The 22,460-nt window shown below is 58.0% G+C and carries 31 protein-coding genes; 6 read left to right on the top strand and 25 right to left on the bottom strand.

Annotated features, from left to right (window positions below; all coding sequences use genetic code 11):
• Positions 1 to 207: 207 nt before the first annotated feature.
• The 10 genes from AC19YS_RS29700 to AC19YS_RS29655 all read right to left on the bottom strand — a co-directional run bounded on the left by AC19YS_RS29700 (position 208) and on the right by AC19YS_RS29655 (position 7,059).
• The gene (locus tag AC19YS_RS29700) at positions 208 to 834 is read right to left on the bottom strand and encodes a hypothetical protein (protein ID WP_500603332.1); all 627 of its coding nucleotides are present in this window, start codon (positions 832 to 834) and stop codon (positions 208 to 210) included.
• The gene (locus tag AC19YS_RS29695; protein ID WP_500603331.1) at positions 831 to 1,640 is read right to left on the bottom strand and encodes a DUF2786 domain-containing protein; all 810 of its coding nucleotides are present in this window, start codon (positions 1,638 to 1,640) and stop codon (positions 831 to 833) included. Before AC19YS_RS29695 ends, AC19YS_RS29700 begins: the two co-directional genes overlap by 4 nt.
• Complete coding sequence (locus AC19YS_RS29690; protein ID WP_500603330.1) at positions 1,637 to 2,053, bottom strand: ASCH domain-containing protein; 417 nt, start codon at positions 2,051 to 2,053, stop codon at positions 1,637 to 1,639. The genes AC19YS_RS29695 and AC19YS_RS29690 overlap by 4 nt, the downstream gene beginning before the upstream one ends.
• On the bottom strand, positions 2,050 to 2,943 hold the full coding sequence (locus AC19YS_RS29685) for a hypothetical protein (protein WP_500603329.1): 894 nt from the start codon (positions 2,941 to 2,943) through the stop codon (positions 2,050 to 2,052). Before AC19YS_RS29685 ends, AC19YS_RS29690 begins: the two co-directional genes overlap by 4 nt.
• The gene (locus AC19YS_RS29680; protein ID WP_500603328.1) at positions 2,936 to 3,391 is read right to left on the bottom strand and encodes a hypothetical protein; all 456 of its coding nucleotides are present in this window, start codon (positions 3,389 to 3,391) and stop codon (positions 2,936 to 2,938) included. The genes AC19YS_RS29685 and AC19YS_RS29680 overlap by 8 nt, the downstream gene beginning before the upstream one ends.
• A 142-nt stretch (positions 3,392 to 3,533) precedes the next feature.
• On the bottom strand, positions 3,534 to 4,208 hold the full coding sequence (locus tag AC19YS_RS29675; protein ID WP_500603327.1) for a YoqU family phage-derived protein: 675 nt from the start codon (positions 4,206 to 4,208) through the stop codon (positions 3,534 to 3,536).
• Positions 4,209 to 4,565, bottom strand: coding sequence for a hypothetical protein (locus AC19YS_RS29670; RefSeq protein ID WP_500603326.1), 357 nt, complete (start codon positions 4,563 to 4,565; stop codon positions 4,209 to 4,211).
• A 142-nt stretch (positions 4,566 to 4,707) separates the two neighbouring features.
• Positions 4,708 to 5,115, bottom strand: a complete 408-nt coding sequence (locus tag AC19YS_RS29665; protein WP_500603325.1) for a Ref family recombination enhancement nuclease — start codon at positions 5,113 to 5,115, stop codon at positions 4,708 to 4,710.
• Positions 5,116 to 5,158: 43 nt separating this feature from the next.
• A complete protein-coding gene (locus tag AC19YS_RS29660) occupies positions 5,159 to 6,175 on the bottom strand; it encodes a hypothetical protein (RefSeq protein ID WP_500603324.1) in 1,017 nt (338 codons plus the stop codon).
• Positions 6,176 to 6,567: 392 nt separating this feature from the next.
• Positions 6,568 to 7,059 (bottom strand): hypothetical protein, encoded by a 492-nt coding sequence (locus AC19YS_RS29655; RefSeq protein ID WP_500603323.1) that lies wholly within the window; start codon positions 7,057 to 7,059, stop codon positions 6,568 to 6,570.
• 155 nt (positions 7,060 to 7,214) lie between these two features.
• On the opposite strand from AC19YS_RS29655, the gene AC19YS_RS29650 reads away from it, so the two are divergent.
• The 6 genes from AC19YS_RS29650 to AC19YS_RS29625 all read left to right on the top strand — a co-directional run bounded on the left by AC19YS_RS29650 (position 7,215) and on the right by AC19YS_RS29625 (position 11,573).
• Positions 7,215 to 7,718, top strand: coding sequence for a single-stranded DNA-binding protein (locus AC19YS_RS29650; protein WP_500603322.1), 504 nt, complete (start codon positions 7,215 to 7,217; stop codon positions 7,716 to 7,718).
• A 52-nt stretch (positions 7,719 to 7,770) separates the two neighbouring features.
• Entirely contained in the window at positions 7,771 to 8,691 is a 921-nt protein-coding gene (gene rdgC / locus AC19YS_RS29645; protein WP_500603321.1) for a recombination-associated protein RdgC, read from the top strand.
• Between the two features lie 178 nt (positions 8,692 to 8,869).
• Positions 8,870 to 9,133: a hypothetical protein gene (locus tag AC19YS_RS29640; protein WP_500603320.1), complete on the top strand. Its 264-nt coding sequence runs from the start codon at positions 8,870 to 8,872 to the stop codon at positions 9,131 to 9,133.
• Between the two features lie 49 nt (positions 9,134 to 9,182).
• Entirely contained in the window at positions 9,183 to 9,692 is a 510-nt protein-coding gene (locus AC19YS_RS29635) for a hypothetical protein (protein ID WP_500603319.1), read from the top strand.
• Positions 9,693 to 9,696: 4 nt separating this feature from the next.
• Positions 9,697 to 10,050 carry a hypothetical protein gene (locus tag AC19YS_RS29630; protein WP_500603318.1) on the top strand — a complete coding sequence of 118 codons (354 nt, stop codon included), beginning with the start codon at positions 9,697 to 9,699 and terminating at the stop codon, positions 10,048 to 10,050.
• A gap of 314 nt (positions 10,051 to 10,364) precedes the next feature.
• The gene (locus AC19YS_RS29625; RefSeq protein ID WP_500603317.1) at positions 10,365 to 11,573 is read left to right on the top strand and encodes a tyrosine-type recombinase/integrase; all 1,209 of its coding nucleotides are present in this window, start codon (positions 10,365 to 10,367) and stop codon (positions 11,571 to 11,573) included.
• A gap of 89 nt (positions 11,574 to 11,662) precedes the next feature.
• Here AC19YS_RS29625 and AC19YS_RS29620 read toward each other — a convergent pair whose 3' ends face one another.
• The 15 genes from AC19YS_RS29620 to AC19YS_RS29550 form a co-directional block, all read right to left on the bottom strand.
• Complete coding sequence (locus AC19YS_RS29620; RefSeq protein WP_500603316.1) at positions 11,663 to 11,926, bottom strand: hypothetical protein; 264 nt, start codon at positions 11,924 to 11,926, stop codon at positions 11,663 to 11,665.
• Positions 11,923 to 12,285, bottom strand: coding sequence for a hypothetical protein (locus tag AC19YS_RS29615; protein WP_500603315.1), 363 nt, complete (start codon positions 12,283 to 12,285; stop codon positions 11,923 to 11,925). The genes AC19YS_RS29620 and AC19YS_RS29615 overlap by 4 nt, the downstream gene beginning before the upstream one ends.
• Before the next feature lie 20 nt (positions 12,286 to 12,305).
• Entirely contained in the window at positions 12,306 to 12,764 is a 459-nt protein-coding gene (locus AC19YS_RS29610) for a cell wall hydrolase (RefSeq protein ID WP_500603314.1), read from the bottom strand.
• Positions 12,739 to 12,999 carry a hypothetical protein gene (locus tag AC19YS_RS29605; RefSeq protein WP_500603312.1) on the bottom strand — a complete coding sequence of 87 codons (261 nt, stop codon included), beginning with the start codon at positions 12,997 to 12,999 and terminating at the stop codon, positions 12,739 to 12,741. The genes AC19YS_RS29610 and AC19YS_RS29605 overlap by 26 nt, the downstream gene beginning before the upstream one ends.
• Positions 12,983 to 13,291 carry a hypothetical protein gene (locus AC19YS_RS29600; protein WP_500603311.1) on the bottom strand — a complete coding sequence of 103 codons (309 nt, stop codon included), beginning with the start codon at positions 13,289 to 13,291 and terminating at the stop codon, positions 12,983 to 12,985. Before AC19YS_RS29600 ends, AC19YS_RS29605 begins: the two co-directional genes overlap by 17 nt.
• 307 nt (positions 13,292 to 13,598) lie before the next feature.
• Complete coding sequence (locus tag AC19YS_RS29595) at positions 13,599 to 14,369, bottom strand: hypothetical protein (protein WP_500603310.1); 771 nt, start codon at positions 14,367 to 14,369, stop codon at positions 13,599 to 13,601.
• On the bottom strand, positions 14,366 to 15,073 hold the full coding sequence (locus AC19YS_RS29590; protein WP_500603309.1) for a hypothetical protein: 708 nt from the start codon (positions 15,071 to 15,073) through the stop codon (positions 14,366 to 14,368). The genes AC19YS_RS29595 and AC19YS_RS29590 overlap by 4 nt, the downstream gene beginning before the upstream one ends.
• On the bottom strand, positions 15,073 to 15,456 hold the full coding sequence (locus tag AC19YS_RS29585; RefSeq protein ID WP_500603308.1) for a hypothetical protein: 384 nt from the start codon (positions 15,454 to 15,456) through the stop codon (positions 15,073 to 15,075). Before AC19YS_RS29585 ends, AC19YS_RS29590 begins: the two co-directional genes overlap by 1 nt.
• Before the next feature lie 2 nt (positions 15,457 to 15,458).
• Positions 15,459 to 15,932, bottom strand: coding sequence for a hypothetical protein (locus tag AC19YS_RS29580; RefSeq protein WP_500603307.1), 474 nt, complete (start codon positions 15,930 to 15,932; stop codon positions 15,459 to 15,461).
• Positions 15,933 to 16,022: 90 nt separating this feature from the next.
• Entirely contained in the window at positions 16,023 to 17,204 is a 1,182-nt protein-coding gene (locus AC19YS_RS29575) for a hypothetical protein (protein ID WP_500603306.1), read from the bottom strand.
• 3 nt (positions 17,205 to 17,207) lie between these two features.
• Entirely contained in the window at positions 17,208 to 17,939 is a 732-nt protein-coding gene (locus tag AC19YS_RS29570; protein WP_500603305.1) for a hypothetical protein, read from the bottom strand.
• Positions 17,940 to 17,950: 11 nt separating this feature from the next.
• A complete protein-coding gene (locus AC19YS_RS29565) occupies positions 17,951 to 19,600 on the bottom strand; it encodes a hypothetical protein (RefSeq protein WP_500603304.1) in 1,650 nt (549 codons plus the stop codon).
• Positions 19,600 to 20,001, bottom strand: a complete 402-nt coding sequence (locus AC19YS_RS29560; protein ID WP_500603303.1) for a hypothetical protein — start codon at positions 19,999 to 20,001, stop codon at positions 19,600 to 19,602. Before AC19YS_RS29560 ends, AC19YS_RS29565 begins: the two co-directional genes overlap by 1 nt.
• A complete protein-coding gene (locus AC19YS_RS29555; protein WP_500603302.1) occupies positions 19,985 to 20,584 on the bottom strand; it encodes a hypothetical protein in 600 nt (199 codons plus the stop codon). The genes AC19YS_RS29560 and AC19YS_RS29555 overlap by 17 nt, the downstream gene beginning before the upstream one ends.
• Positions 20,585 to 20,677: 93 nt before the next feature.
• Positions 20,678 to 22,369: a hypothetical protein gene (locus AC19YS_RS29550; RefSeq protein WP_500603301.1), complete on the bottom strand. Its 1,692-nt coding sequence runs from the start codon at positions 22,367 to 22,369 to the stop codon at positions 20,678 to 20,680.
• Positions 22,370 to 22,460 lie beyond the last annotated feature (91 nt).

Genomic DNA, 22,460 nt, shown 5'->3' with positions numbered 1-22,460 from the left:
TCTGGTAGTGATTCATGGGGTGTCCTTATCTCTGGCTTAACTGCATCCGCATAATTACATAAAAGCGCTAATGTGTCATTAACGTTTTGACGTTTTAACGCGATGCCGCTAAGCAGGGCGGTTACCGGCCAGCGCCGGCGACAGAAACAAAAACGGCAAAGCGTTTTGGCGCTTTGCCGTTCGGAGTACAGCTATGGCGGCCACCCGTTATGGCGCGTTACAACCCCCGCACTTGGGGCAGTCCTGAAAGCGTTGGGCGTCTGAGATAAACACTCCACAGTGGTCGCAACGGTGACGCGCGGTCATGAACTTGCGAGGCTTGGCCAGAATAATCCCCGTACCGCGCAGCGCTTCCTTGTGCTTTACCCTGGTGCTGGCCACCACCTTGCGCGCCAGCTGATCCGCCAGCACCTTGGGAATAGCCCTCACGCCCTGGCGACTGTAGGTGCCAACAGAAACTCCAACCGTCGCGTCGTACACCTGGGCCTCACCCAAGTTGTCGCTGTGGCGGCCGTCAGGCGTCAACCAAATCAGATCGTTGCCATTCCACGCGCCGGCCACATACAAATAGGTCTGCTCTGCCGCCGGCAATGCCTCTTCGATTTCGTCCGGCCTGACGTTTTGGCAGTCCACGGCAGTCGTGTGGCGCGCCAGCAAGTAGTCGAAGGGCCAAGGCAGGTCGGTTTCCCGACATTCGTTCTGACTGGCGGCCTGATCGCGGGTATAGCGTTGGGCTTGGTCCAGGTTCGTGGTGTAGCCAGAACCGTTCTGTGCCCAAAACATCAGCCGATCCCCCGTGTTGCTTCGGGAGTCTTGCAGTACGAACTCACTCATAAAAAGCTTCCCTGAGTGCCCATAGGGGGTTCACCAATAGCCACCAGCGGCTCGCCAGCCGTGCCCACGCCATGATTCACGGTCGCGGCACGGCCTGCCCTCATACCCGAAACCATATCTATGGCCGCCGCCTTGATCTTGCGGCGGTTGGGTCCAGGCGCCGGACCTTTCCCGCCGGTAAGCTCGCTCAGGTACGCGTCTATCAATTCCTGGTTTTTGCTCTTGATCGCGATCAGCGCGCGGCTGTCGCTATCGGCGCAATCCAACGTGTCCTCACCAGTCGGCACTAGCGCCTCAAGTTTTTCTTTGACCTGGCCAACCCAGTACAGGGCAAAGTGGTTGGCGCGAGTCTTCGCCGTTGCTCCGGTGCTGACCACCTCCCCGCACTTGATCTTGGAGACGTAGTCTTTGCGGGCGCTCACACATTGCCGGTGCAGCGTGTCATAGGCGTACTTCGCAATTTCTGGCCCAGGGGAAACCCCTACGAATACAGAGCGCTCTACCCGGCACAGCGCTTTGTCGCACCATGCAATATGAGTCAGCGACTCGCAGTCAAAAACATCGCCCACCACTGCTGCCAGGTACGCCTCCCAACGATCACGCTTTGCCTTGGCGCTTTCGCTCTTGGCCATGCCCACGTCGCTCAGGTGGACTTGCGTTTCGGTGAGTCTGTACTTGGCCATGAGCTTCTGCGCCTGGCGCAGCGCAGCGGCGGCCTCGTGCTCGTTTGCACTTGCCGAGAGCGCCAAGCAGTGCTTGATCTTGCGTATTGCGCGCTCCAGCTCGGTAGGGTCGACCTCACTCATGACTGTTGCCCCACCGCCGAGTTACTGGCCAGGCAATCACTCAAGCGAGCGTCAACCACCTCAAAAAACGACAGTTGGCCACGCATAGGAGTGAAGGGCAGATACTGCGGGTTGCGTAGCACAAACGCGCGCTGGCCCATGTACCAGGGCGAGGTGCTGGTTTCGACGCTATCGACCAGCTCCACAGAGCCGACGATGCCGCCACGCTGCATGTCATCGAAACGCGGCAGATCGGTAACGCCGCACTCCATAGCGAAACGGAAGCCCTCAGCGTAATCCTCACGGGTCATTGTCTTGGCAGCGTGCACCAGGAAGCGCCCGCGATAGTGGGTGTGCCAGCTGCGGTTTTCCACGTCCTTCCCGCCATGGATGATCAGCCACGCCCAAGGCTGGCGGATTGAGAGAGCTTTCATTGCGTGCCGGCCTCCTGGCTCGGGAACATGTACAGGTCATAGGTCGTGCCGTTGCCGTTATCAGCGATGTTCAAGGCGTCACAGACCTTACGGTTCGGCTCAATCTCGTAGTTGCCAATCTCACCCGAATCAGCCTCACCGAACTGGATGTAGCCCACCGGCTCACCAGCAGGTTTTGAAATCATCAGGAGCGCCGTACGGAACTGCTCGACGTAGTGCTGCGCTGACTCGGCGCCGAACTTGCTCAGCAGGCACTCGTCGGCTGGCTCAAGGCCTTCGTCCCCAGGCTCGTCGCCTGGCTCGCCCGGAACCATGAAGAATTCCCGCTCTACTGCCCCCAGGTACTCGCAAAACCGCTGCATGTTTTCCAGGCAAACCATGAGCACGCCAGGCGTACGGGCAAACTCGGCAATGCCCAACAGCTCATAGACTTGTTGCAGCGTGGCAGTGTCGCCATGCGTCACCAGCGGCTTACGATAAAGCGGCCCTTGCTCTGCAACCCACTGGCTCACCTCACCCCCCGACCACATTTTTCTCAACATCGTAGGGAAGTGAAGTTGCGCCGGCACGCCCTGGTGCTCGCTATCACGGATGTTCTTGAGGCTGGCGATTGCCCGGCGCAACGTGTTGCCGGCATCCATGTTCGCCAGTCGTTCCGCGCTGTCTCTACTGGTAAGGGCTTCGCGCACCGCTTCCAGTGGCAACAGCGCCTCAGCCCATTCCGGGGCCGCCTCGACAGGGCTTTTCAAAAGGGTTTCGATTTCAGCGACGGCCGAGCTATACCGCTCTCGGGCGGCGCCGTAGGCCAGGGTTTCGAGACCGTGCGTCAGGGCGCGCAAGGCGGTAGTCAGGGCGCCCTGGGACAGGCCGCCGACCATTTGGTTATTCATGGGTGATTTCCTTGGAAGTTGTGGCCGACGACCAGCACTTAACCGCTGGCGCGTTAAAGCGCTCTAACGCTTTAACGCATGTTTCCTCGCTCGTATGGCAAACAGTGCAGAGAGGGCAATGAGCCAGGCCGCTGGTGTTGGTGGCGGTCGCGCGGGCTTCACGCTCAATAAACCGCTCACGAGCCTGGCGGGCCTTCATGCCGACCTCGACAGGGATGGAGCCGAAGGGCTCGCCGTCCCCACGGTTGAACTTGTCTTCGTCATTCGTGTAGAAGGCACACACCTCTTCCAGCAGGTGTAGCTCTGCCACAGCAGGGTTTGCCTTGAGAGCGGCCAGCGCCCACGCCATAAGCCCGACACGAGCGATAGGGCGAACGGTGGGGCCCTTGCCTACAAGCCAGCTTTGCAGCTCGGCGGCTTCGATTTGATCCTGGTCAGCGGCGCTCATTGCTTTGGTGCCAGCGAGGTAGTGCGAACCTGACGCTTTTTACTGCACTTTTCATGATTGCCGCTGCTACGGAAGCGGCCGCACTCATCACAAATGGACTTGACGCGGATGTGGCCCAACACGATTGGCCCCGGATGCAGACTCATGCGGCGCACTCCACGAGCGATGCAACATTGATGATCGGCAACTGCTGAGCGGCCTCACGACACAGGCGCATTTGCTCGGGCGAGTATCCCCAGATGTTGCCTTGCCCTCGTGGGCTGTCGATCCCGATGTACGCAGGGTCAATACGCTCGCCGCGCATCACGTAATTGCGCATTTGCAGCACCAAGTCGCGCAGAGTGCCGTTATGGCTGAAACCCTCCCACTTGCTGGCGGCCTTTGCCTCAATCGTGACGCCGCTCTCATCGTGAAGGTAAACGCGCTGGTCAAAACTCAGGCGGGCCACGCTGTCACGCTTGCGGGAGTAGAAATAGCAGCGGCCGTAGCTCGAAATCACTTCGATCAACCGATTGGCGTACTCACAGCGCAGCAACCGGGCGAACTGACTCGATCCATACTCGACCATGCCCGTTTCCAGCATGGCAGCCACGAGCTTTTCGCAAAGCTCGACGCGCGCCACATTCATGTCTGCGTTGCCATGGCCACACACATCAAGCTCAACAGTCGTGCAGGTAGGCAAGTGCTTGGCGATCAGCCGCAACTTATCAATGTCAGTGCACAGACGCGCGGTGAACTCAAAACGGGGATTTCCCAGCATTGCGCCAACCCAATCCGGTTTAGGCGCCGTGGCTTTGATTTTGGCTACTACGGTCATTCAGTGGACCTCCGGTTTAATTGGGCGCCCTGCGTAGGGCTCCAAGCGCTGGGCAATCATTGCCGCAACTGAAATCAACCCAGCGCGCCGTTCAATAGGCGCCATACCAATAACGCTGTTGCCCTCCAGCGCCTCGACCAATAGAGCAATCGACGCCTGGCTCGGCTTGATGGCTTTACCGTCACGCAGATCCTGCGTCAGGCCGCGGGCAGTGTCGGCCCAGCGCTCAACATCAAAGCCGGGGGGTGGGTTTATCTCGTACAGGCCCGTCAGAATTTCCGGACAACCCAAGAAACGCATGCGATGCGCTAAAAGGTCCGCCGACATCGGGCTAAACATGATTGGAAGGGTTGGCATAGCTTTATCTCTGGCGTTTTGTAGAGCAGAAAGCGTACCACTCGGACCTGAATTTTATAAAGCTTTATTTGAATAAAACTTATGATTTGTGTACGGGGATCGTTTTGTATCCCCGTACATAAGTTAGCCAAAAAAAACGCCGTTATGCGGCAGCCTCGCTGTACTGCTTGCTTTCGCGCCACTTACCCAACAGCGCATAGACACCAGGCGGTACCACTCGGCCGGACTTTTCGACCAACTGAACACACATGTCTACCAACTCAATTTCCCGTGCGTATTCCTGAATGAATCGCGCTTTGTTGCCATGGACTGCCAGCATGTCCGGCCGAGGGCCGTAACCCTGCTGGTGGTGGCCAGCGCACAGGGGCAACACGTAGTAATGGGCGTGGGCCTTGGTCCGACCATCACAATGGTGAATCGAAACATGGGCCTGCTCTGAAAAGTCCCGCGGGTGGCCGTCCAACATGCAGCAAATGCAACCGCAGATGTCGGCTACATCGTTGAACCATTGATCTTGGGCCTTCGTAGGGTTTTTGCCTGAATGGCGCATAGTGTTTTCTCTCTGGCGATTGAGTATTGGGGTTACAGGTGCATCACTTGCTCGGTATGCCCACGCGGGTTTTAAGCACGCTCAGGGCCGCGGCGCCGGCAGATGCCGGCGACGGTATGTTTTTACTGGGCTCGCCTGCCTGGGGCGCCACAGAGCTTGCCTGTTCCGCTTCCCGCACAGCCGCCGCCGCCCTGTCCGCCCGCTTTTTGCTCTGTTCAGCCAGCGCCGCCTTGCTGGCGTAGCTCTCACAGTTCTTCAAAAAGACGGGGACAGGGTGGAGCTTGTCGGTGAGGTAGGTGCTGCTCTCGTTCTTGACGTAGTGGGCTACAGCAGCTGGCGTTGCATCCTGGATGCGTGCGACGGCCTTGCCCATCATCCCGGCCACAGTGGCGTTGTAGAATGGCCATTGCTTGTAGCGGGTGTGGAAAGCGATAGCGTAGGCCCGCCAGGCAGAAAATATGGAGCTGCCCGGTCCTGGGTACTCCGCGGGGTAATCGGGTGGCACTGTCGAATCAGTAGGCGATTCCGCCACGCGCTCTACCGCATGGAGGGAGCTGATAGGTTTTACTGCTTTTTCAATGCTAGATGCACTTTCAGTGCTATCTAATGTTTCGGGATTTGCCGTAACCGGTGCCGCCGTTTCCGTCAAAGCCGGAAATGGTGGGGGCACATCCCCCGTTTCCGCCGAATCCGGAAACGGTGCGTTAGATTTCGCTTCAACTGACCTCAGGTATTCGGCCGCGGCATCCATGTCAGGCGTCTCCGATACCTCATAGTCCACGCCCACAAAGCTGCCGCCCTCGCGCTTGAATTCGCGATAGATGTAACCCGCGGCACGCAGCTCGTTGATGATGCTGTAAACCTTGTCTTTGCCGGCAGACTTGCCTATCGCGTTCTTGGTGCGGTTGATCAGGTCGCGTACCTGTACCGTCCACTTGTCTGGCTTACTCAGCAGGTAAACCAGCAACCCACGCGCCTCCCATGACAGCCTGTCGTCGTCGACAATGGTGGTGGGCAGGTTGTAGAACTGGGCTTTTCGTGCGGCGCGAATGATGCTCATCGAGCACCCCCTGGAAGTCGGATGCTGACGGCAAAAAACAGGAACCAAAACAGGTGCAGACAGTCACAGCCAGGCGGCTGGTTCAGCGAAACACTGATACTGGATTCTTGAAAAAGGCGGGAAAGTTTGTATCTCCCGAGGCTGTGATATACTCGGGCTACCAACAAGACTTACCCCCTCGGCGCCATCTTCGGATAGCACAAGGCAAGCAAGGAAAGCTTAAGGGTTGATGGTTGTGGTGCTTTATCATTTGGTACGTCGAAAAGAACCTATAACCTTGGCGGGGGCGGGTTCTTTTTTTTCGTCTCCTATTTGTGCATGCAGGCAATCTGCCTCAAATCGGCGTGCTGTATACCATAGCTGAATCGTGGTCGTCTAACATTCAGCAATCCCTATACATTCCCTTCCGTGCTGGATTTCTTCGGCCGTAACGCCGCAATCACTTGCAAATACAGGGCTTTCGACACACCGCGCTGACCGCTCGGCGAGTCCATTACCTGGGCAATTTTGTTCTTGCTGCGGCCCGACCATTCAGGATCTAAGTCGTACTTTTGAAGCTTTCGCACCAACCGCGCACCGCGCGCCATGGATGCACGCAGCTCGCGCTCCGGCAAAGGCTGGTCAAAATAGCCAAACGGTATTCCAATAACGTACTCCAGCCGCCTGGCCAGCTTCTCTGTAATACCCGTGCGGGCTTTGCAAGCAACACTCACCTGGTTTGACAGGGTATGAAGCTCCTTCTCGGGCAAATGCCGAAACAGGTCAAGGCGAACGCCGTCGGCCTTAAGGTCGACGTACAGGTAAAACCGGCGTCGGCGCTCCATATAACTGGCTTCTACAGCCTCTTCCACCGTAGTCGCCCCCTCAAACACTTCCAGATTCATTATCCGTATAGCCCCAGTTCAGTCGATATTAGACAGATACTAAACTAAGCAGACATAAAAGCGCTGTTTTAAATTATCGGAACGCTTTATCGTATGCACCGAACGCAGGTTTTGCGCCCAAACGATGTATAGGGATAGTTAAGGAGAGGCCATTTATGGCTCGCGGAGTCAACAAGGTGATACTGGTCGGTACGTGCGGCCAAGACCCGGAAACGCGCTATTTGCCAAACGGCAATGCAGTAACCAACCTCAGCCTGGCCACCAGCGAGCAGTGGACTGACAAGCAAACTGGCCAGAAGGTTGAAAAAACCGAATGGCACCGTGTGTCTATGTTCGGGAAGGTCGCAGAAATCGCTGGTGAATACCTGCGCAAAGGCTCCCAGGTCTATATCGAGGGCAAGCTGCAAATCCGCGAATGGGAGAAGGACGGTATCAAGCGTTACACCACTGAAATCGTAGTGGACATGCAAGGCACCATGCAGCTGCTGGGAGGACGCCCCCAGGGTGATCAGCACCAGCAACAACACCGGCCGGCAGATCCAAGCACCGCCGGGCGCCAGCGCCCGCAACAGAGCCAGCAGGGCGTCCCCGGTCCTGATAAAGACTCCAAAGACGACGATATACCCTTCGCCCCGATCCCCTACCTGCAAGGCGCATAACCCTTGTCGGGCCTAATGGCCCACCACCGCCCTACCCTTCCAAGGACACTTCATGTTTTTCAAGAACTTGCTCATCTATCGCCTGACCCAGGATCTACCCGTTACTGCCGAAGCGCTGGAAAGTGCTATGGCCACCAAGCGGGCGCGCCCTTGTGCAAGCCAGGAGCTGACCACATACGGATTCACTGCCCCCTTCGGTAAAGATGATGACGCCCCCCTGGCCCACGTCAGCGGTGACTTTCTGCTGATCGCCGCCCGCAAAGAAGAACGCATCTTGCCGGGCAGCGTGGTGCGTGATGCGGTGAAGGAAAAAGTCGAAGAGATCGAAGCCGAGCAAATGCGCAAGGTCTACAAAAAGGAACGTGACCAGATCAAAGATGAAATCATTCAGGCCTTCCTGCCGCGCGCGTTTATCCGTCGCTCGTCTACCTTCGCCGCCATTGCTCCAAAACAAGGCCTGATCCTGGTCAACTCGGCCAGCCCCAAGCGGGCCGAAGACTTGCTGTCGACCCTACGTGAGGTGATCGGCACCCTGCCGGTGCGCCCACTCACGGTGAAATTGGCGCCCACGGCAACTATGACCGAATGGGCCACCAGTAAAAAACCGGCGGACGACTTCTTCGTTCTCGATGAATGCGAACTGCGCGACACTCATGAAGACGGCGGCACCGTGCGCTGCAAGCGCCAAGACCTGACTGGCGATGAAATCCAGGTGCACCTGGCCACCGGCAAAGTCGTAACCCAGCTGTCCCTGGCCTGGCAGGACAAATTGTCTTTCATGCTCGACGACAAAATGACCGTCAAGCGTTTGAAATTCGAGGATTTGTTGCAAGACCAGGCGGAGAAGGATGGCGGCGACGAAGCTATGGGCCAGCTGGACGCCAGCTTCGCGCTGATGATGCTGACCTTCGCCGAGTTCCTGCCGGCGCTGATCGAGGCGCTGGGCGGCGAAGACGTGCCCCAGGGCATCTAAAACCCAAATCGCAGACGAAAAAAAACCGCGTTGCCCCTTGGAGCCGCGCGGTTTCTTCCCACTTAAATCGCCAGAGATAAGTCGCCCGGATTCTACTCAGGGCGGCCAATTATGCAAGGGATAAGCCCATGAAATCGCAGCTGTTCGTCTTATTTTCCACCTGGTGGGGAGCTGCCGGGTGAAGGTCAATTTCAACGGTAGGTGCAGCCAGGTACACGGCAAGCAACCCCGCAAGCCCGTGCGCTGGTCCGGCAAGTTCCTGGTCGTGGATAACCACGGCAACGCCCTAGAGTCCACCTGGAACGTGAACAGCGGCGGGCCAATGAACTATTCAGAAGCCCGAGAAGCGGCGTTAAACCTCATCGACACGCTTGGCGCTCAGCTCGTTGAAGAGCATGGCCACCCCATCAAGAAAGTTGCCTTCAACCTCATCAGCCGATAACCCTGGGCCAACTCATGCACGAAAGAAAACCCGCCGGTGGAAGCCCTCAATGAGCGACGGAACCGGATATCTCAGGCGCGCCAATGACGGCAACCCTGATTTTGCCTTAAAGCAAATGGCCTTTTCCCCCGAAATCAGCGCCAAGGTGCAGAGCGGTATCGTGCGCCTGGTGGTTGTCCCCTTCGCGCCTCAGCCGGTGATCGATGCCGGCGCCCTGGCGTCCCTCGGTTTGAGCATTGACGACGCCATAGGGCTCATGGGCGCCGTGCGCATGGCATTCAGGGCCGGGATCATCGCCCGCGATATTGCCCCGATCCAGCAAGGAAACGCTTTTGACCTGCTGCAAGAGCTACCGCCGCAAAGGCACGCCCGGTTCGGTACCGGCCGCGTGAGACGCTTAGACATCGCCCGCTTCGCCGACCTGGGCCAGCACGCTTGGGAGGCATGCGGCTATGCCACCAAGGTCGACTTCCACAAATATTGGGCACGCAGTCACCCCAGCACGCCGGCGGAAGACAACCCGTGGTGCTGGCTCATTCAGTTTGAATTTAAGGGATAAACGAATGCCATCAATTGCCATGCTCGTATTGGCCATCGGCCTTATGTACGTGTACTCAGCGCTGCACCCACTGAAACAAGTGTCCATCGCAGGGCAGGCGCTGGCCAAGCGGCTAAGAATCGCGCTGCTCGCCGTAATTCTTGCGCTTAGCATGACGGTTGGCTACCAGCTTCCGGTGGAGATTGGCCAGGGGCTCACGCGCATGTCACAAAACCAGGCCAAACATCAAGCCGAGCGCGTTGAGGCACAAATGATGGCAGAACGGCAGCATACGGCCCTAATGATTGAGCTTTTCGGCGGTAATGACCGATATTTGAACTACTTAAACGCGACCAAAGCAAAAAAAACCCCGTTTTAAACATACCGCTCGTCGGATCGTATTCCCCCTCCTAAAATATACCCGCGCCGCGCCCCGCGAACCTTCTACGGTTTAGTGTGGGGCAAAGTGTGGGAACACCTCACCCCAATTACGCTAGAAGCCAGCCCATCCGGGGGTTTCCAGCCGTCTGATCGGGGATACTATATCCCTCGTACTTTCGGCACTATCTGAAAGGTCACGTGTCGGATTCCCCGGCAAAATCCAAACTGTCTAGCTGCAAACACTGTTCTTCACTCACGAAATGGATATCAGAACGCTGCACCTACAAATCGCGCATAAAAGGTAAAACCAAAATGGCTCTCACGCAGAAGGCTATCCAAAACATCACCATCCCGGCCTCTTACCAGGATAAGCACGGCTTATTCTTGAGAGTGACACCGAGCGGTGCGAAATTCTGGATACTTCGGTACCAGATGAATGGCAAACGCCACGACGCGGGCCTGGGAAAATTCCCACTCGTGTCGCTGGCGGATGCTCGCGCCGCAAGCCTTGAAATGCGGGTGCTAATTAACAACGGTATTGACCCGTTGGCCGAGAAGCACCAGGAAGTCAAAAAAACCGTTACTTTTCAAGATGAAGCGCTGGAACGAATCGAGCGCTACAAACATGGCTGGTCCGAAAAGCATGCGGCCCAGTGGCACAGCTCACTGCGCGACCATGTTTTCCCGATTATTGGCCATTTGCCGGTGGGCGACGTGGACACCGACGCTGTGGTTTCCGTACTCGACCCAATTTGGCGTGAATTGCCAGAATCCGCTCGCCGCGTCCGCAACCGCATAGAGCTGATTCTCGACTTCGCAAAAACACGCGGCAATCGTGACGGTGAGAACCCGGCGCGCTGGCGTGGCCACCTGCAAAACATTCTGTCTCGCGCTATACCAGAGACAGTTCACCTGGAGTCCATGCCCTACTCCCGTTTGCCGAGCTTTATGGAGAAGCTTGAAGGCGATGTAACCCGCGCCGCACGCTGCCTACAATTCGTAATATTGACAGCTTGCCGCAGTGGCGAAGCTATGGGCGCCGAGTGGGACGAAATCGACTTCGAAACCAAGACCTGGAACATACCGGCCGTACGGATGAAAAACCGTAAGCCACACCAGATCCCGCTGAGTGACGCGGCAATGGCTGTGCTCAAGGACGTGCACACCAGGGGCAAAAGCAAGTTCATATTCCCCAACCGCACCCTTGAAGCGATCATGCCAAACAACGCAATGCGCCGCGTCCTGATCAAGTACGGTGAAACCAGCACACCACATGGGTTCCGCACCACATTCACGTCCTGGGTAAACGAGAAAACTAAATTTCCGTCCGACCTCTGTGAAGTTGCGCTGTCGCACGCCGTAGGCAACGCCACCACCAGGGCTTACAACCGAGGCAATTTGTTAGAACGTCGGCGCCCAATGATGGATCGATGGGCCAAGTATGTGATGGAGCGCAGCGCTCCACCGGTTCGCATCGAAAAGCACTCGGGCGCTCATTACCCAATGAGCGCCCACGCCTAAAAAAGGACCGGGGAGCTTAATGCTCCCCGATCCTTTTTGGCGTTTTGGCGTTTTAACTCTATAGCGCGATAGCACTATAACTCTTTAACTCATTGGCATGCTGATACAGCAGCCAACAGCTGGACTTCGTACCCCATGCGCTGACGCCGCTCTGCCATCAGCGCGCGCACCTTCACCTGTAGCGGGTCGGACTTTTTCAGACCCTCAGCAGCAAAGGCTGGAACCTCTACGCCCTTCGTTCGGCACGGGACCGGCACCGGTACCGGAACGCGGATAATCGGTGGAGGCTCAGTTGGTTTGCCGGCGCATCCAGAGAGCGCCAGCAATGTGGCAAAAATGATCAGCGTTTTCATTGTCCGAAAAGCTCCCCGTCTATTACCGCCTCGGCCGCTACGCATTGGTCGCCGCCCGTTCGCCCTCTCAGGATGTCGTTTGCAGCGGCATAGTGGTTGCCCGCCACTGCTCGTGCGCCGGCCTGCGCCTTCTCGGCAGCCAGTTCTCGCTCGTTGCCAAGCCGCACCAGCTCGCCCAACTTCAACCCCTGCTCAGTAGTGAGCGCCAACAGGTTGTCGCGGGCGGATGTGATGCTGGCCAGGCTGGTGCCCGCTTCGTCGAGCTTGGGCTGGTAGTTGCTGGAGGCTCGCGAGTAGCCGCCTACCGCTCCGATAGTCAGCAACAGCAACGCCGCAAGAACATACAGTGCAATCTTCATTTGCCAGCCCCGGTGAACAGTTACGGTACGTTCTTGAAAAAGATGTGACGCCCGAGCTTGAGCGTTTGAGTGGCGCCTTTGATCCAGGCCGGCGGCTTCGGCATCGTGGTGGCGTAGTAATGGGTCGCGCCGCCAGTTGGGTCAGGCTTGAGGCCATTCAGCACAGCAGTGGCGGCCGCCAGCGCCTTCTTGTACTCACCGGCCGGGATGGGCTTGGCGCCGCGCAGATAAGGCGAGTTCGGATCGTTGGCGTTCCAGCAGCTGAACTGCCACGGCTTCTGGCAGACGCCGATATAGCCCTCCCCCCACCAGGAGTTGGTCTTTCCATCAAATACCCGATTGCGGATGGTCCAGGCCACGGCAATCTGCCCTGCCTCATTTTCGCCGCGAGCCTCGCCCCAAAGGGTGCGGGCAACAATGTCGATTTCCGCCTGGGTGGCGGCCGGTGGTGTGCTAACTGGCGGCATCGGTATCTTCATCCTGGATGGTGCTTTTGAGGTAGTGAAGGCCCACGTTCGCGGCCTTGACGACTGCTGAAATGGCCCCGTAAATAACCGCGTCAAATGGCGGCGCATCGCTGTAAAGCGTCATCAGTGCCACCAGGCCATCGAGCACCAGGCAGATGGCGAAAATCCTCTTGTTGTACGGCTTCAACTTCTGCCGGAGCAGGTTTTTGAATGTCGCCGGCGGCTGAGCATTACTTGTTGCGGTCATTGGCCCGGTCCTTCTCCATCTGCTCAACCTTGAACTCCAGCCGAGAGGTGCGCTTTTCGCCCGAAGATTGCTCGGCGCGCAGTTCGCTGGTCGAAGTTTCCAAGCGACGAACATCGTTTTGCACCAAGGCCATGTCCCGCGAGCTTTGGTTAACAGTGTTCTGAATGTTGTCGAGCTTGGTGGTGATGCTGCTGCACACGCCGATAAGCAGCGCTACGGCCCCCGCCTGAGCGATTCCCAGGCTGAGCTTGGCGAGCGGTGTATCCATGATTCGCTGCACGTCAGCGGCCATATCGTTATTCCATCTGGTCATGGTTAATTACCGATATTGTCTATGGCTTTGTGCCAGCCGCTGGCGGCTGGTTTGCGTCATTCATGCGCCTTTTTTGGCGATGATTTGCGCCACGTTGCCAAGTGATTTAATGACCGCATCCAGACGATTGATTGTTGCCTGGACCCCTTTGTTTTCGTTTTCTCGGGCCGTCTTCCAGTTGCTGAAAGGTTTGCTATCAAATAACGCCCGAATTCTGGTTTCGGTCAGCTTTCCGCACCGCGTCAGGTCTTGGCCGAAGTACAGCGCCAGCTCAGCCCTGACGGCGTTATACGAATCCCATAACTTGACGCGCGCCGAAGCTGATGCAGGAATGGGCAGGAAATCGGGCTGGTGCTAACTCTGGCACCCCCTCTTTGGGCTCTGTAATCGGTGAGGCAATCACGCCGTACGAACTCGTGATTGCGTGCACCAGGTGCGCGCCCGCCATGGTGGCGCCCAGGTAGGCTTGGAAGAGCCCGACAAATTCTGATTCCGGCAGCCGGCGGATGGCGGTGATTCGCTCCACCAGGGCGGCCTCATAACTTGCGTCATCGGTATAAGGAATTGGGTCTACACCTTCGTCACGAACGCACGCCGCCATAGCGCCACACCACCAGCTGTAATCAGTCGACTTGTAGGCGCCACCGGCTATCAGGGATTCGATAATCTCGGCCTGATAACCCAGCAGCGGACTGAACAACAACTGTTCGCCGTTATAGGTGAACGGGATGTCAGGGACGTAATCAGTATTGGGCAGCAGGTAGTCGCTAAAGTGGCCATCGCTATCGCCGGCGCCCACCGGGAAGTCCGGGCCGTCGTCACGCGTGGAAGCCATGTAGCTGGCCACCACATAGATGCGCTCATTGACGGACCAGAAACGCGGGTCTGATACGGCGTTGGGCCGCTCAATCGGCTTGCAGATCCGACGCAAAAGTTCGCTTACGGTCCGCTGGTCATAAATGGCCGGGATTTCACAGAGCTTTTCCACGTCTTCAATGACCATTTCCGACATCTCAACGGAAATACGCCGCGTGTTGATTGGGTTGATGTACTTCATAAAGTCCCCAAGGTGTCGTATTGGGTGAATGACAGGTTAAGGGCCGTGAAATCGTCCGTACTGCGCGAAAGATTGACCTCGCACGAAACCGGTAACAGCACCCAGGATTTGGAGTAGCCGCGCCCTTCCTCGACAGCGCCGTGAGTGACGGTGATCGTGTTGGCGTAGTCAGTGGGGAGCCCAAACGTTCCGTCCGGGTGTGCGGCAAGGGTGAACAGCTGTTCGAACCAAGTCTTGATTTCACCGCTAACGTCGTAGCAAACAAGGCGCAGCTCCAACGGATCAGCACCAGTAGGCGCTTGAGTGAAGCCCGAGCCGATCTTTACCGGCTCATAGCCCAGCTGGACGCTGTTAAACGAAACCTCGGTGGCCAGCAGGTTGACGCGCGGCGCCGACACTTTGCCCACCGGGTCGACGCCGACATGCCAAAGGTTCGTCCGCTCACGCAGGACGCTCGACGCCTCTTCAAACATCTGGAGTTGGTTCTGCCAACTCTGGCCGGCCAGTATGATGTTGCCGCCCTCAGAAAATGCACTGGTACGCCCAAACACGTTATCCAGCAGACCGTTGGCCGCGCCGTTCAAATTGCCATTGAGGAAGTTCTTGGCCACGTTGCTGTACTTGAGCACTTTGCCGCTCAAGCCAACCTTTGGAGCTACGGCGCTGAGCCCTTGGTAAGCCAGACGCTCGAAGATATTGCCCATCAGACCGACCTCACCGCGAAGGAAAAGGCCAGCCGTGGCAGTGCAAGCTCGTATTCCAGAATCGACGGCACGACCTCTGAAACACTGCGACCGAACAGCTCAGCGCCTTGGCTTTTCGATGCTTCCAGGGCAAGCGCGTTTTCTTTCTCCAGATACAACGTCCACAGCGGCTGAATAATCGCCAGCTCGCTATCAGACAAATCAACATCAACACCGCCGGGCTTTGCCCCGACGGCATCAAGGGTTTCGGCGCTGGCCAAGATTGCATAGCCGCAATACTGCCGAGTTGCGTTACGCAGACTGCGGGCTATTTGCTCTTCGGTCAGCACGCAGCCAATCGGCAGATCAGCAACGTACTGCTCAACTAATTGGCTGAGCTTCATGGTTACTGGTTCGCAAACCAGTGGAAGGTCATGGTGCCGGACAGCATGAGCACCTGCGTATCGTTCTCCCAGTCACGGTCAGGGGTATCAACGACCAGCATGCATTTCTTCAAGTCTTCCTTGCGGGTGTAGTCATCGGGGCGGCCCGCGTAGACGGTGCCGTTGAACTCACCGCCAATGGCAATCAGCTGTTTCAGGAACTCACCTGCGTGGTTGGCGCGGGTTTCATAAATCGAGACCGGGCCTTCCTGCATGGTCTTGTTCTGGCTCAGCTGACCCATTTTCTGACCCAGTGGACCGAAGTACTCAATCACAGCGCCGCCAGTGGCTACGGGCCAAGGAAACTGCTTGAACAGCAGCATCATGTCCGGGAATTCATCGATCACCAGGCAGGCGTCAGCCTGAACAGCTTTGGCGCCAATATCGTTGGTGTTTTGAAACGTGCGGCTCAAAACCGCCATGCTGCTAACTGTCATACGTCACCTCTGGAGAAATTGATCACTCCGGGCAATCGTCACATGCAAAAAACCCCGCCAATGGGCGGGGTTTGCAGTGTTTTCAGCCAGCTATCGGCCGAAGAAGCGCTTTATGTCCGGACGGTCGAGCGCTGTGAGCGTGGCCATAGATATTTGCACCGGCAGATCGGAGAAATAGCCTTGCGATGTCTTCGGCGCATCCAGGGGAAACGTGACGCTCTCAATCACCATCGGCGACCAGGTGCGACCGGCATAGGTGAACCCGAGCAGCTTAGGGGCCGTCGATGGAAAAAGCGCCTGTATGAAAGACTCGATATCGTTCGTCGTTTTCAGCACCTCGGACAAAATCCCATCTTCCGCCAGCTCTTGCGGAAAAACCCATTCAAGCAGGCGCGTCAACGGCGCCTCAACTTCCGTCAGGGCGTCTTTCACCGCCCGGAAGTGGAGAGTGAAGTTGACCTTCACCGGGGGCATGCCTGAAAACACCTGTCGCGAATTCAACTTGGTAATGCCGGTGCGGCCCTCAAGATCCCGCATGATGCTCTTGAGCTTGTCAGAGCCTGAGTTGAGCGAGTCCGCTATTGCGCCATCCTTGAACGGGGAAATCGCCTGTAGCGCGTTCAGGACCGGCACCAGCGAGCCAGATTGAAGCATGCCGGCCAAAGCAGGCGCCTTAGTTTCTGGCCCGGTGCTCTCAAACGGCGAAACCCAATTTTGCTGGGCTTCGAATGAGCCTTCTTTCATCGCCGCGTACACGCCAGTGAACTCCTTCATGTCGGCCACGCCTTTGGCATTGCAGACAAACAGGCGCACCAGCAACAGCGGCGACAGTCTCCCCCAGTCGCCCCCCAGGTCGGAGCTTAACGTTTTAAGCCCTGGCAAATACTCGCCAACGCTGCCTGTGATGCTGCCTACCAATGCAGATGGGTCGGCGGTCTTTGCCCCCTCCACCAGGCCCATGACCTTTGCAGAAGCTGAGTCGTATACAGCGCCCACGGTCGTCTTCCCCGACCACAGGTCAGAGACGGTACCAGTCACGGTATTTGCCGCGCCCTCAAGCGCCTGGCGGTTGGCTTTGCCGCCGACCATGCCGTCGAAGGTCGAGACGCCCGCCTTCAAGATACCGGAAGCCGCGCCAGCGGCGCCGCTCCCTACGAATTTGGTGGCCGACCCTAGCAAGGTGTTTGACGCGCCTCCGGCAGCCGGCGCAGTTGCGCCCTGGATGGCGCCCGAAACGGTTTTGCCAAGACTGTCAACGCTAAAGTCGGCCATGTTTTACTTGCCCAGCAGGCGTTGACGCAGGCGCATGGACTTCGCGCGCTTCATCTTCGCCGCGCCCGAGAATGCTTTTTTGTGCATTTTGCGAATGGCACCTTTCTGCGCTGCGGTCAGGCGCACGCGGCCACTGACACGCTTTTTGATGCGCACTTTCAGGCCGCCACGAATGGCCACGACCTTCTTGTAAACCGCATCGAGCATTTGATCGTCATCACCGCTGACGAACTTGTCGGCGTCGTCGAGCATGGCGTCATCACCCTGCGGGAGCTTGTCCAACAGGGCATCATGAATGCGCGCGGCCACGTCGTTGTCGAACGATGGATCATCACCCAACAGCGAATCCACGTCGGACGATTCGATGCCTTTGCCTTCCAGGTAATCGCCCACCAACTCGGCCACGGCGGCGGCATAGTCGGCTTCGTCGTCAGTCAGATCGTCGTCGCCCTCGGTCGCGCTACCGACAACAAGCGCATACAGACGGTCGCCGAAGCCTTCGCCCTCTTCCAGGTCCGATTCGGCCCATTCCTGGACGATGTTCACCGCGTCCTGACGCATTTCATCGGTGTACAGAGAGGCCGGTGCGTTTTCCGGCTTCACTGCGTCAAGCATTGCCGCGACAAGCGGATCAAGCGGCAGGGCTGGTACTTTAGGCACTTCGGGCGCCTTCGGCGCGTAGGCCAGGCTTACCGCGGCGCTGGTGCTGAGTACGTGTTGCAGTAACTTATCCATTGTTGATCCCCTTACGTGCGGACGACGGACTGCTGCTGAACGATGATACGAGCCGTACCGTCGTAGCAGATTGCCGTGTCGATGTTCATTTTTTCGAATGGCTGGTTTGCATTCGCCTGGATGGTGGCCGAGTAACACGCGCCATCAAGTTCAGCGCTTGGCTGCAACCAGCCAGCCGATTGCAGCGACTCCAGGAAGTTGCCAGCAAACTTGGTGGTTTTCTCGATGGCTTTGGCCATAGGCTTTTGCAACGCTTCCTGGGCGGCGGATGCCAGGGTGTCGTCGACATAGGTAGCCATTTCGACTACCGCAATCAACTTGGTGGCGCCTTCGGTCTGCGCACCGGTGAGGGAGTCGATCCAGGCGTATTTACCGCCGCTCTGGTAATCCTTGAACAGCACCGGGTTGATTCGGTTCGCGGCCAGCTCTTCCAGCTCAGTGTCCTCGTCCGGCTCGTAGGCCTGCACCATGTTGGTACGATTGACGGCGAAGTCACTGCCCGCGATCACGACGTTACGCGGGGCAATGCCCTTGGCGTTGGTCTGAGCATTGCGAGCGCAGCGCAGGCCGATGTTCAGGCCAGACGTACCCATGAATGCGATACCGCCTGCCGCCGGGTTGGTTGCCTTGATAGGCGCCCAATAGCACTGGCTGTAAATGCTGTCAGTGGCGCCACCAACGGAGGCGTAAAACGTGATCGCTGCGGCTGGGGTGAAACGACCGGGGATGTCCCAACAGACTTGCTTGTTGATCAGCTTGCCCAGCTCCAGCAGTCGGGAAATCAGTGCCACGTTCTCGGTGCCGCCGCTACCGATGTAGGTGAAGGACGGGCGGGAGCGACGGATACGGTCTACGGCCGCATCCAGGTCCGATGTGGTGTAAAGCTTAGAGCCTTCGGTGAACGGCACCAGCACGGCCGAAGCGTATGCGTCTTTGTTGTCTTTTTTGCCATAGAACGCACAAGTCGTAGGCACAGCGGCGTCTGCGTTCACCTCGACGACTTCCAAGAGGTCGGTGAATTGCGCCACGATATCGCCGATAAAGTAGCTCTTGTCGAACTCGTCGAGCGCAGCCGGATCAAGCGAGCCCTTGTAGGGGCCGAGGACGATTTCATTGGTGTTCACGTCGCGCAATTGCAGGACGATAATTTTGGACGGCGCCGGCTTGCCGTCGGCACCAACGGCGGCGTCCGCATGGATTTCAGCCTTGACACCTTCAGAGAAGCATTCCAGGTGCTTGATAGCTACCAGGTAGTCACCGGTAGGACCGGCCGCCTCAGTAACCAGAGTCCAAGCTGGAGCGGCTTCCGCGCCCTCGGGTGCAGGTTTTGGAACGGACGCCACCATGAGCTTGTTGGTGGCTTCTGCGCTCACCAGGCGCGAAACGATAGCCTGGACGGTACCCGACTTGAGCGCTTCCTGGATGTGCACGTAAGGCTCACCCAACGCACTGACCGACATAGACTGTGCGGCCCCAAGGGTGCGCTTGAGCTTGTTGCGCGAGACCGCAAAAACCTTGTCGATGCGACCTCGTGCAAAACGGCCGGTAATGGCCATGTTATGCGCTACGGTGCTGGTGCTTGGGGTTTCCGACATGTCATTGATTGGATTGAGCTGTACGCCCGAACGCTTATCAATGGTACGAGAAAAAGGAATGGTCATTACTTGGACTCCTTGGTTCTGCCAGGCTTGACGCCACCGGCGGATGGATCAGCCGGCGCCGGACTGTCCAGCGCCTCTTGGGACAACTGGGGGGCTTCCTGGGTAGCGCCTTCGTCCGATGGCGCTCTCAAAACGGCGAAGTCGTCGGAATCGTTACCGGCGCGGTGTGCAAATTCGGACAGATCGCTGACCAGCATCCATACCTGATCGCGGCTTTTCACCTTCACCGGCGTGGGCGCTCCTGGCTCGATAGCGGTATTGATGCCCGAGGACGGAATCACCAACGGCTTGTCGTTCTTGTGCGTGAGCACAACCACGAGGGGGAAGCTCAGAGCGCCAACCAACGCGTCAACGATGGTGAGGGGCGCTTTTCCTGCGTGTCGATCAATCTTTACGGTCATATTTCACCTGTAAGCCTTTGAGGTTGTCCCACTTGTGCGCCCGCGCACTGCTGGTAAGCGATTTGGCGAGCTTGGCGAACTGCTCCAGGGAAACCGTGACCTCGACGCGCTCATACGGATCAAGCGCGACATCGGCGCCAGGTACACCGACGCGGTTTCGGGTGTGGTTTTCAAGGATGACAGTGGCCGGGAACTCGCCGATTTCGGGAAGCGCCCACACGTTCAACGTTACGGCACTGCCGGCGGCCTCTTCGGCGGCGGTTTGCGTGGTTTTCTGGCTTTTAGTGCGCTCGGCGTCCATGGCCCAGGCCTCGCCTTCCAACAGGGAAAGCTCGTTGAATTCGACGTCCATGGCCCGCGCCTCGTCCTCAAGCAAGGCCATGCGCTCATGGAGAACCTGAGCTGCGTTTTCATCCCACTCGCGGTTCAACTGCTCGGCCTCATCAACCAAGTCGCTGAACAGCTGTTCACGGGCCGCCCTTTCGGAATCGCTCTCGTCAGTAGCGGCAGAGCCAGAACTACCGGTGGAACCTGTACTGCCAGCAGGCTCGCCAGCGCCCGGAGCGGCTGCGGATTCCTCCACAGCCTCCGGTGCTTTGGGGGCCGCTGCGGGTTTAGCGCCAGCGGCCTTAACCGCTGGTTTTGCTCCAGTTTTCGCAGCCATGACAGCCCCCAGTTAGCCCAGTGCGTACACGTTTTTGATGGTGATCAGCGCGCAGCCCAGTGCGGACTGACGGTGCGGGTTCACTTCGGTCAACTGACGGGAGAACAGTGCCGCACCGGTTTTCAGATCGGCATTGACCGCCAGCGGGATGAGGGTCGGCGATACCGCGTCCGAGAAGACAATCGGGTTACGCGCCACTTGCGGGGAGCGACCGATGCACAGAATTTCGATATCAGTGTCGGTTTCTTCGACGACGTAAGGGCTGTAGTACACGTCGTATTTGTTCTTGTAGCGGCCCACACGCCAGATGCCAGGCTTCGAAGGCAGGCCCGACGGAACAAAGTCGGCGCCGCTTTCCATGGCCAGGAACTGGGACATACCGATGGCGCCGACGTAGAAGAAGCTCAGACCGAATTCCATGGTCTGGTTGGCAACGTCCTGGTCAACGGCCGCGATGAACGAGCCCAGGTCGCGCAAGGCGTCGGAACGGGTCTTGAGCGTCAGCTGCTCGGCGGCATTGAAGTCGTAGGTGCGGCTGGTGTTCTTGGCCAGCTTGCGGACCTTACGCAGGGCAGCAATGTAGCGCTCGTTCGCCAGCTGGGTGCGGGCGGCCTGTACAGCGATGGTCAGACGGTCAGCGCCCAATTCCGATTGGGACTGGCTGCGCGAATCCGGGGTGGCCTGCATGATCAGGCGGGACGGCGCGCAATACAGGCTGAAGCTCTGCGCAATGGTGCCGATACGCGGTGCCAGCTCAGGCTTGGCCTCGAAGTCGATGAAACCTTGAACTTCCACGTCGATATCGGCCGCCAGAGCCGGGTTGAACGTCAGGGTGCCGGCGCCGGTTTTAACATTGACGCTGCCGTTGATGACGTAGGATTTGCCGGCCTGGGTGAACTGTCCGGAAATCAGCGAGGTATCGGTACCGGAGTTGTTCGACTGCTCGTAAGCAACGGTGAAGCCGTTCACGGCAACCGAGGTACGGCTACGCAGCAGCGGCACAGTCACGCCAGCGCCAGCAATCTGCGACGTGATAGCGAAGGCGCCACCGGTGCGGTCGGCATCAACCACAACACTTACAACACGCTCGGAGCGGGTGTATTCGCGGCCGCCAGAGGTGCCGTCGATAATGTCACCTTCCTTGTAGGCACCGAAGTTGGAGCCAGTAATGGAGGTGATGATGGCCAGCTTGGACTCGTTAGAGCTGAGGTCCGAAGGCAGATAAGCGCCGAACGGAATGGCCTCGCTCAGGCCGCCAGTGATGGCGACGGCGATACGGTTCGGCTGGTGGGACAGGGTGGCCGATGCGTTGTTGGTGCTGATGCTGTCCAGGGTGACGCCGTCAGGCAGCACCTGAGAGCTTTTGCCGTCGGCCAAGTTTTCAGCCTGGGAGATAACGGCGTCGAGCATGTCGGCGGACGGGGAGAAGCCACACTTGCGCTCAAAGCTGGTGATGCCGTCCAGCAGAGAGGTAACAGCGAACGCGCGGTTGGCGTCGCCGTCGATCTTGTCCAGCAGGCGAGCCATACGAGCAGGCAACAGCTTGCTGGCGTTGGCAACAGCATCTTTTACCGCATCAACTGCCGGAGCGCTGAGGCTATCCAGCATATTGCCATTGCTGCCGCGGGCGGCACCAACCAGAGCGCCAACTTTTGCGGCAACTTCGCCCAAACCGGAGTCGGGCGCGTAAGTGTTCGTAGGCATGTGTAACCTCATTTCTGATGATGGTGGGCTGCGCCCGATTCGTTTCAGAAATGATGTTAAGTGCCAAAAACCCCCGTTTTTGGCGGGGGTT

This window comes from Pseudomonas sp. MF08831 (genome assembly GCF_059862645.1).
The sequence above is the reverse complement of the archived record's forward strand: the minus strand, read 5'-3'. Positions and strand labels throughout refer to the sequence as shown.

What these genes read in the sequence shown, in the direction of transcription:
- AC19YS_RS29700 (WP_500603332.1), bottom strand. Translation starts at nt 834, where the DNA reads ATGAGTGAGTTCGTACTGCAAGACTCCCGAAGCAACACGGGGGATCGG.
- AC19YS_RS29695 (WP_500603331.1), bottom strand. Translation starts at nt 1,640, where the DNA reads ATGAGTGAGGTCGACCCTACCGAGCTGGAGCGCGCAATACGCAAGATC.
- AC19YS_RS29690 (WP_500603330.1), bottom strand. Translation starts at nt 2,053, where the DNA reads ATGAAAGCTCTCTCAATCCGCCAGCCTTGGGCGTGGCTGATCATCCAT.
- AC19YS_RS29685 (WP_500603329.1), bottom strand. Translation starts at nt 2,943, where the DNA reads ATGAATAACCAAATGGTCGGCGGCCTGTCCCAGGGCGCCCTGACTACC.
- AC19YS_RS29680 (WP_500603328.1), bottom strand. Translation starts at nt 3,391, where the DNA reads ATGAGCGCCGCTGACCAGGATCAAATCGAAGCCGCCGAGCTGCAAAGC.
- AC19YS_RS29675 (WP_500603327.1), bottom strand. Translation starts at nt 4,208, where the DNA reads ATGACCGTAGTAGCCAAAATCAAAGCCACGGCGCCTAAACCGGATTGG.
- AC19YS_RS29670 (WP_500603326.1), bottom strand. Translation starts at nt 4,565, where the DNA reads ATGCCAACCCTTCCAATCATGTTTAGCCCGATGTCGGCGGACCTTTTA.
- AC19YS_RS29665 (WP_500603325.1), bottom strand. Translation starts at nt 5,115, where the DNA reads ATGCGCCATTCAGGCAAAAACCCTACGAAGGCCCAAGATCAATGGTTC.
- AC19YS_RS29660 (WP_500603324.1), bottom strand. Translation starts at nt 6,175, where the DNA reads ATGAGCATCATTCGCGCCGCACGAAAAGCCCAGTTCTACAACCTGCCC.
- AC19YS_RS29655 (WP_500603323.1), bottom strand. Translation starts at nt 7,059, where the DNA reads ATGAATCTGGAAGTGTTTGAGGGGGCGACTACGGTGGAAGAGGCTGTA.
- AC19YS_RS29650 (WP_500603322.1), top strand. Translation starts at nt 7,215, where the DNA reads ATGGCTCGCGGAGTCAACAAGGTGATACTGGTCGGTACGTGCGGCCAA.
- rdgC (WP_500603321.1), top strand. Translation starts at nt 7,771, where the DNA reads ATGTTTTTCAAGAACTTGCTCATCTATCGCCTGACCCAGGATCTACCC.
- AC19YS_RS29635 (WP_500603319.1), top strand. Translation starts at nt 9,183, where the DNA reads ATGAGCGACGGAACCGGATATCTCAGGCGCGCCAATGACGGCAACCCT.
- AC19YS_RS29630 (WP_500603318.1), top strand. Translation starts at nt 9,697, where the DNA reads ATGCCATCAATTGCCATGCTCGTATTGGCCATCGGCCTTATGTACGTG.
- AC19YS_RS29625 (WP_500603317.1), top strand. Translation starts at nt 10,365, where the DNA reads ATGGCTCTCACGCAGAAGGCTATCCAAAACATCACCATCCCGGCCTCT.
- AC19YS_RS29620 (WP_500603316.1), bottom strand. Translation starts at nt 11,926, where the DNA reads ATGAAAACGCTGATCATTTTTGCCACATTGCTGGCGCTCTCTGGATGC.
- AC19YS_RS29615 (WP_500603315.1), bottom strand. Translation starts at nt 12,285, where the DNA reads ATGAAGATTGCACTGTATGTTCTTGCGGCGTTGCTGTTGCTGACTATC.
- AC19YS_RS29610 (WP_500603314.1), bottom strand. Translation starts at nt 12,764, where the DNA reads ATGAAGATACCGATGCCGCCAGTTAGCACACCACCGGCCGCCACCCAG.
- AC19YS_RS29605 (WP_500603312.1), bottom strand. Translation starts at nt 12,999, where the DNA reads ATGACCGCAACAAGTAATGCTCAGCCGCCGGCGACATTCAAAAACCTG.
- AC19YS_RS29600 (WP_500603311.1), bottom strand. Translation starts at nt 13,291, where the DNA reads ATGGCCGCTGACGTGCAGCGAATCATGGATACACCGCTCGCCAAGCTC.
- AC19YS_RS29595 (WP_500603310.1), bottom strand. Translation starts at nt 14,369, where the DNA reads ATGAAGTACATCAACCCAATCAACACGCGGCGTATTTCCGTTGAGATG.
- AC19YS_RS29590 (WP_500603309.1), bottom strand. Translation starts at nt 15,073, where the DNA reads ATGGGCAATATCTTCGAGCGTCTGGCTTACCAAGGGCTCAGCGCCGTA.
- AC19YS_RS29585 (WP_500603308.1), bottom strand. Translation starts at nt 15,456, where the DNA reads ATGAAGCTCAGCCAATTAGTTGAGCAGTACGTTGCTGATCTGCCGATT.
- AC19YS_RS29580 (WP_500603307.1), bottom strand. Translation starts at nt 15,932, where the DNA reads ATGACAGTTAGCAGCATGGCGGTTTTGAGCCGCACGTTTCAAAACACC.
- AC19YS_RS29575 (WP_500603306.1), bottom strand. Translation starts at nt 17,204, where the DNA reads ATGGCCGACTTTAGCGTTGACAGTCTTGGCAAAACCGTTTCGGGCGCC.
- AC19YS_RS29570 (WP_500603305.1), bottom strand. Translation starts at nt 17,939, where the DNA reads ATGGATAAGTTACTGCAACACGTACTCAGCACCAGCGCCGCGGTAAGC.
- AC19YS_RS29565 (WP_500603304.1), bottom strand. Translation starts at nt 19,600, where the DNA reads ATGACCATTCCTTTTTCTCGTACCATTGATAAGCGTTCGGGCGTACAG.
- AC19YS_RS29560 (WP_500603303.1), bottom strand. Translation starts at nt 20,001, where the DNA reads ATGACCGTAAAGATTGATCGACACGCAGGAAAAGCGCCCCTCACCATC.
- AC19YS_RS29550 (WP_500603301.1), bottom strand. Translation starts at nt 22,369, where the DNA reads ATGCCTACGAACACTTACGCGCCCGACTCCGGTTTGGGCGAAGTTGCC.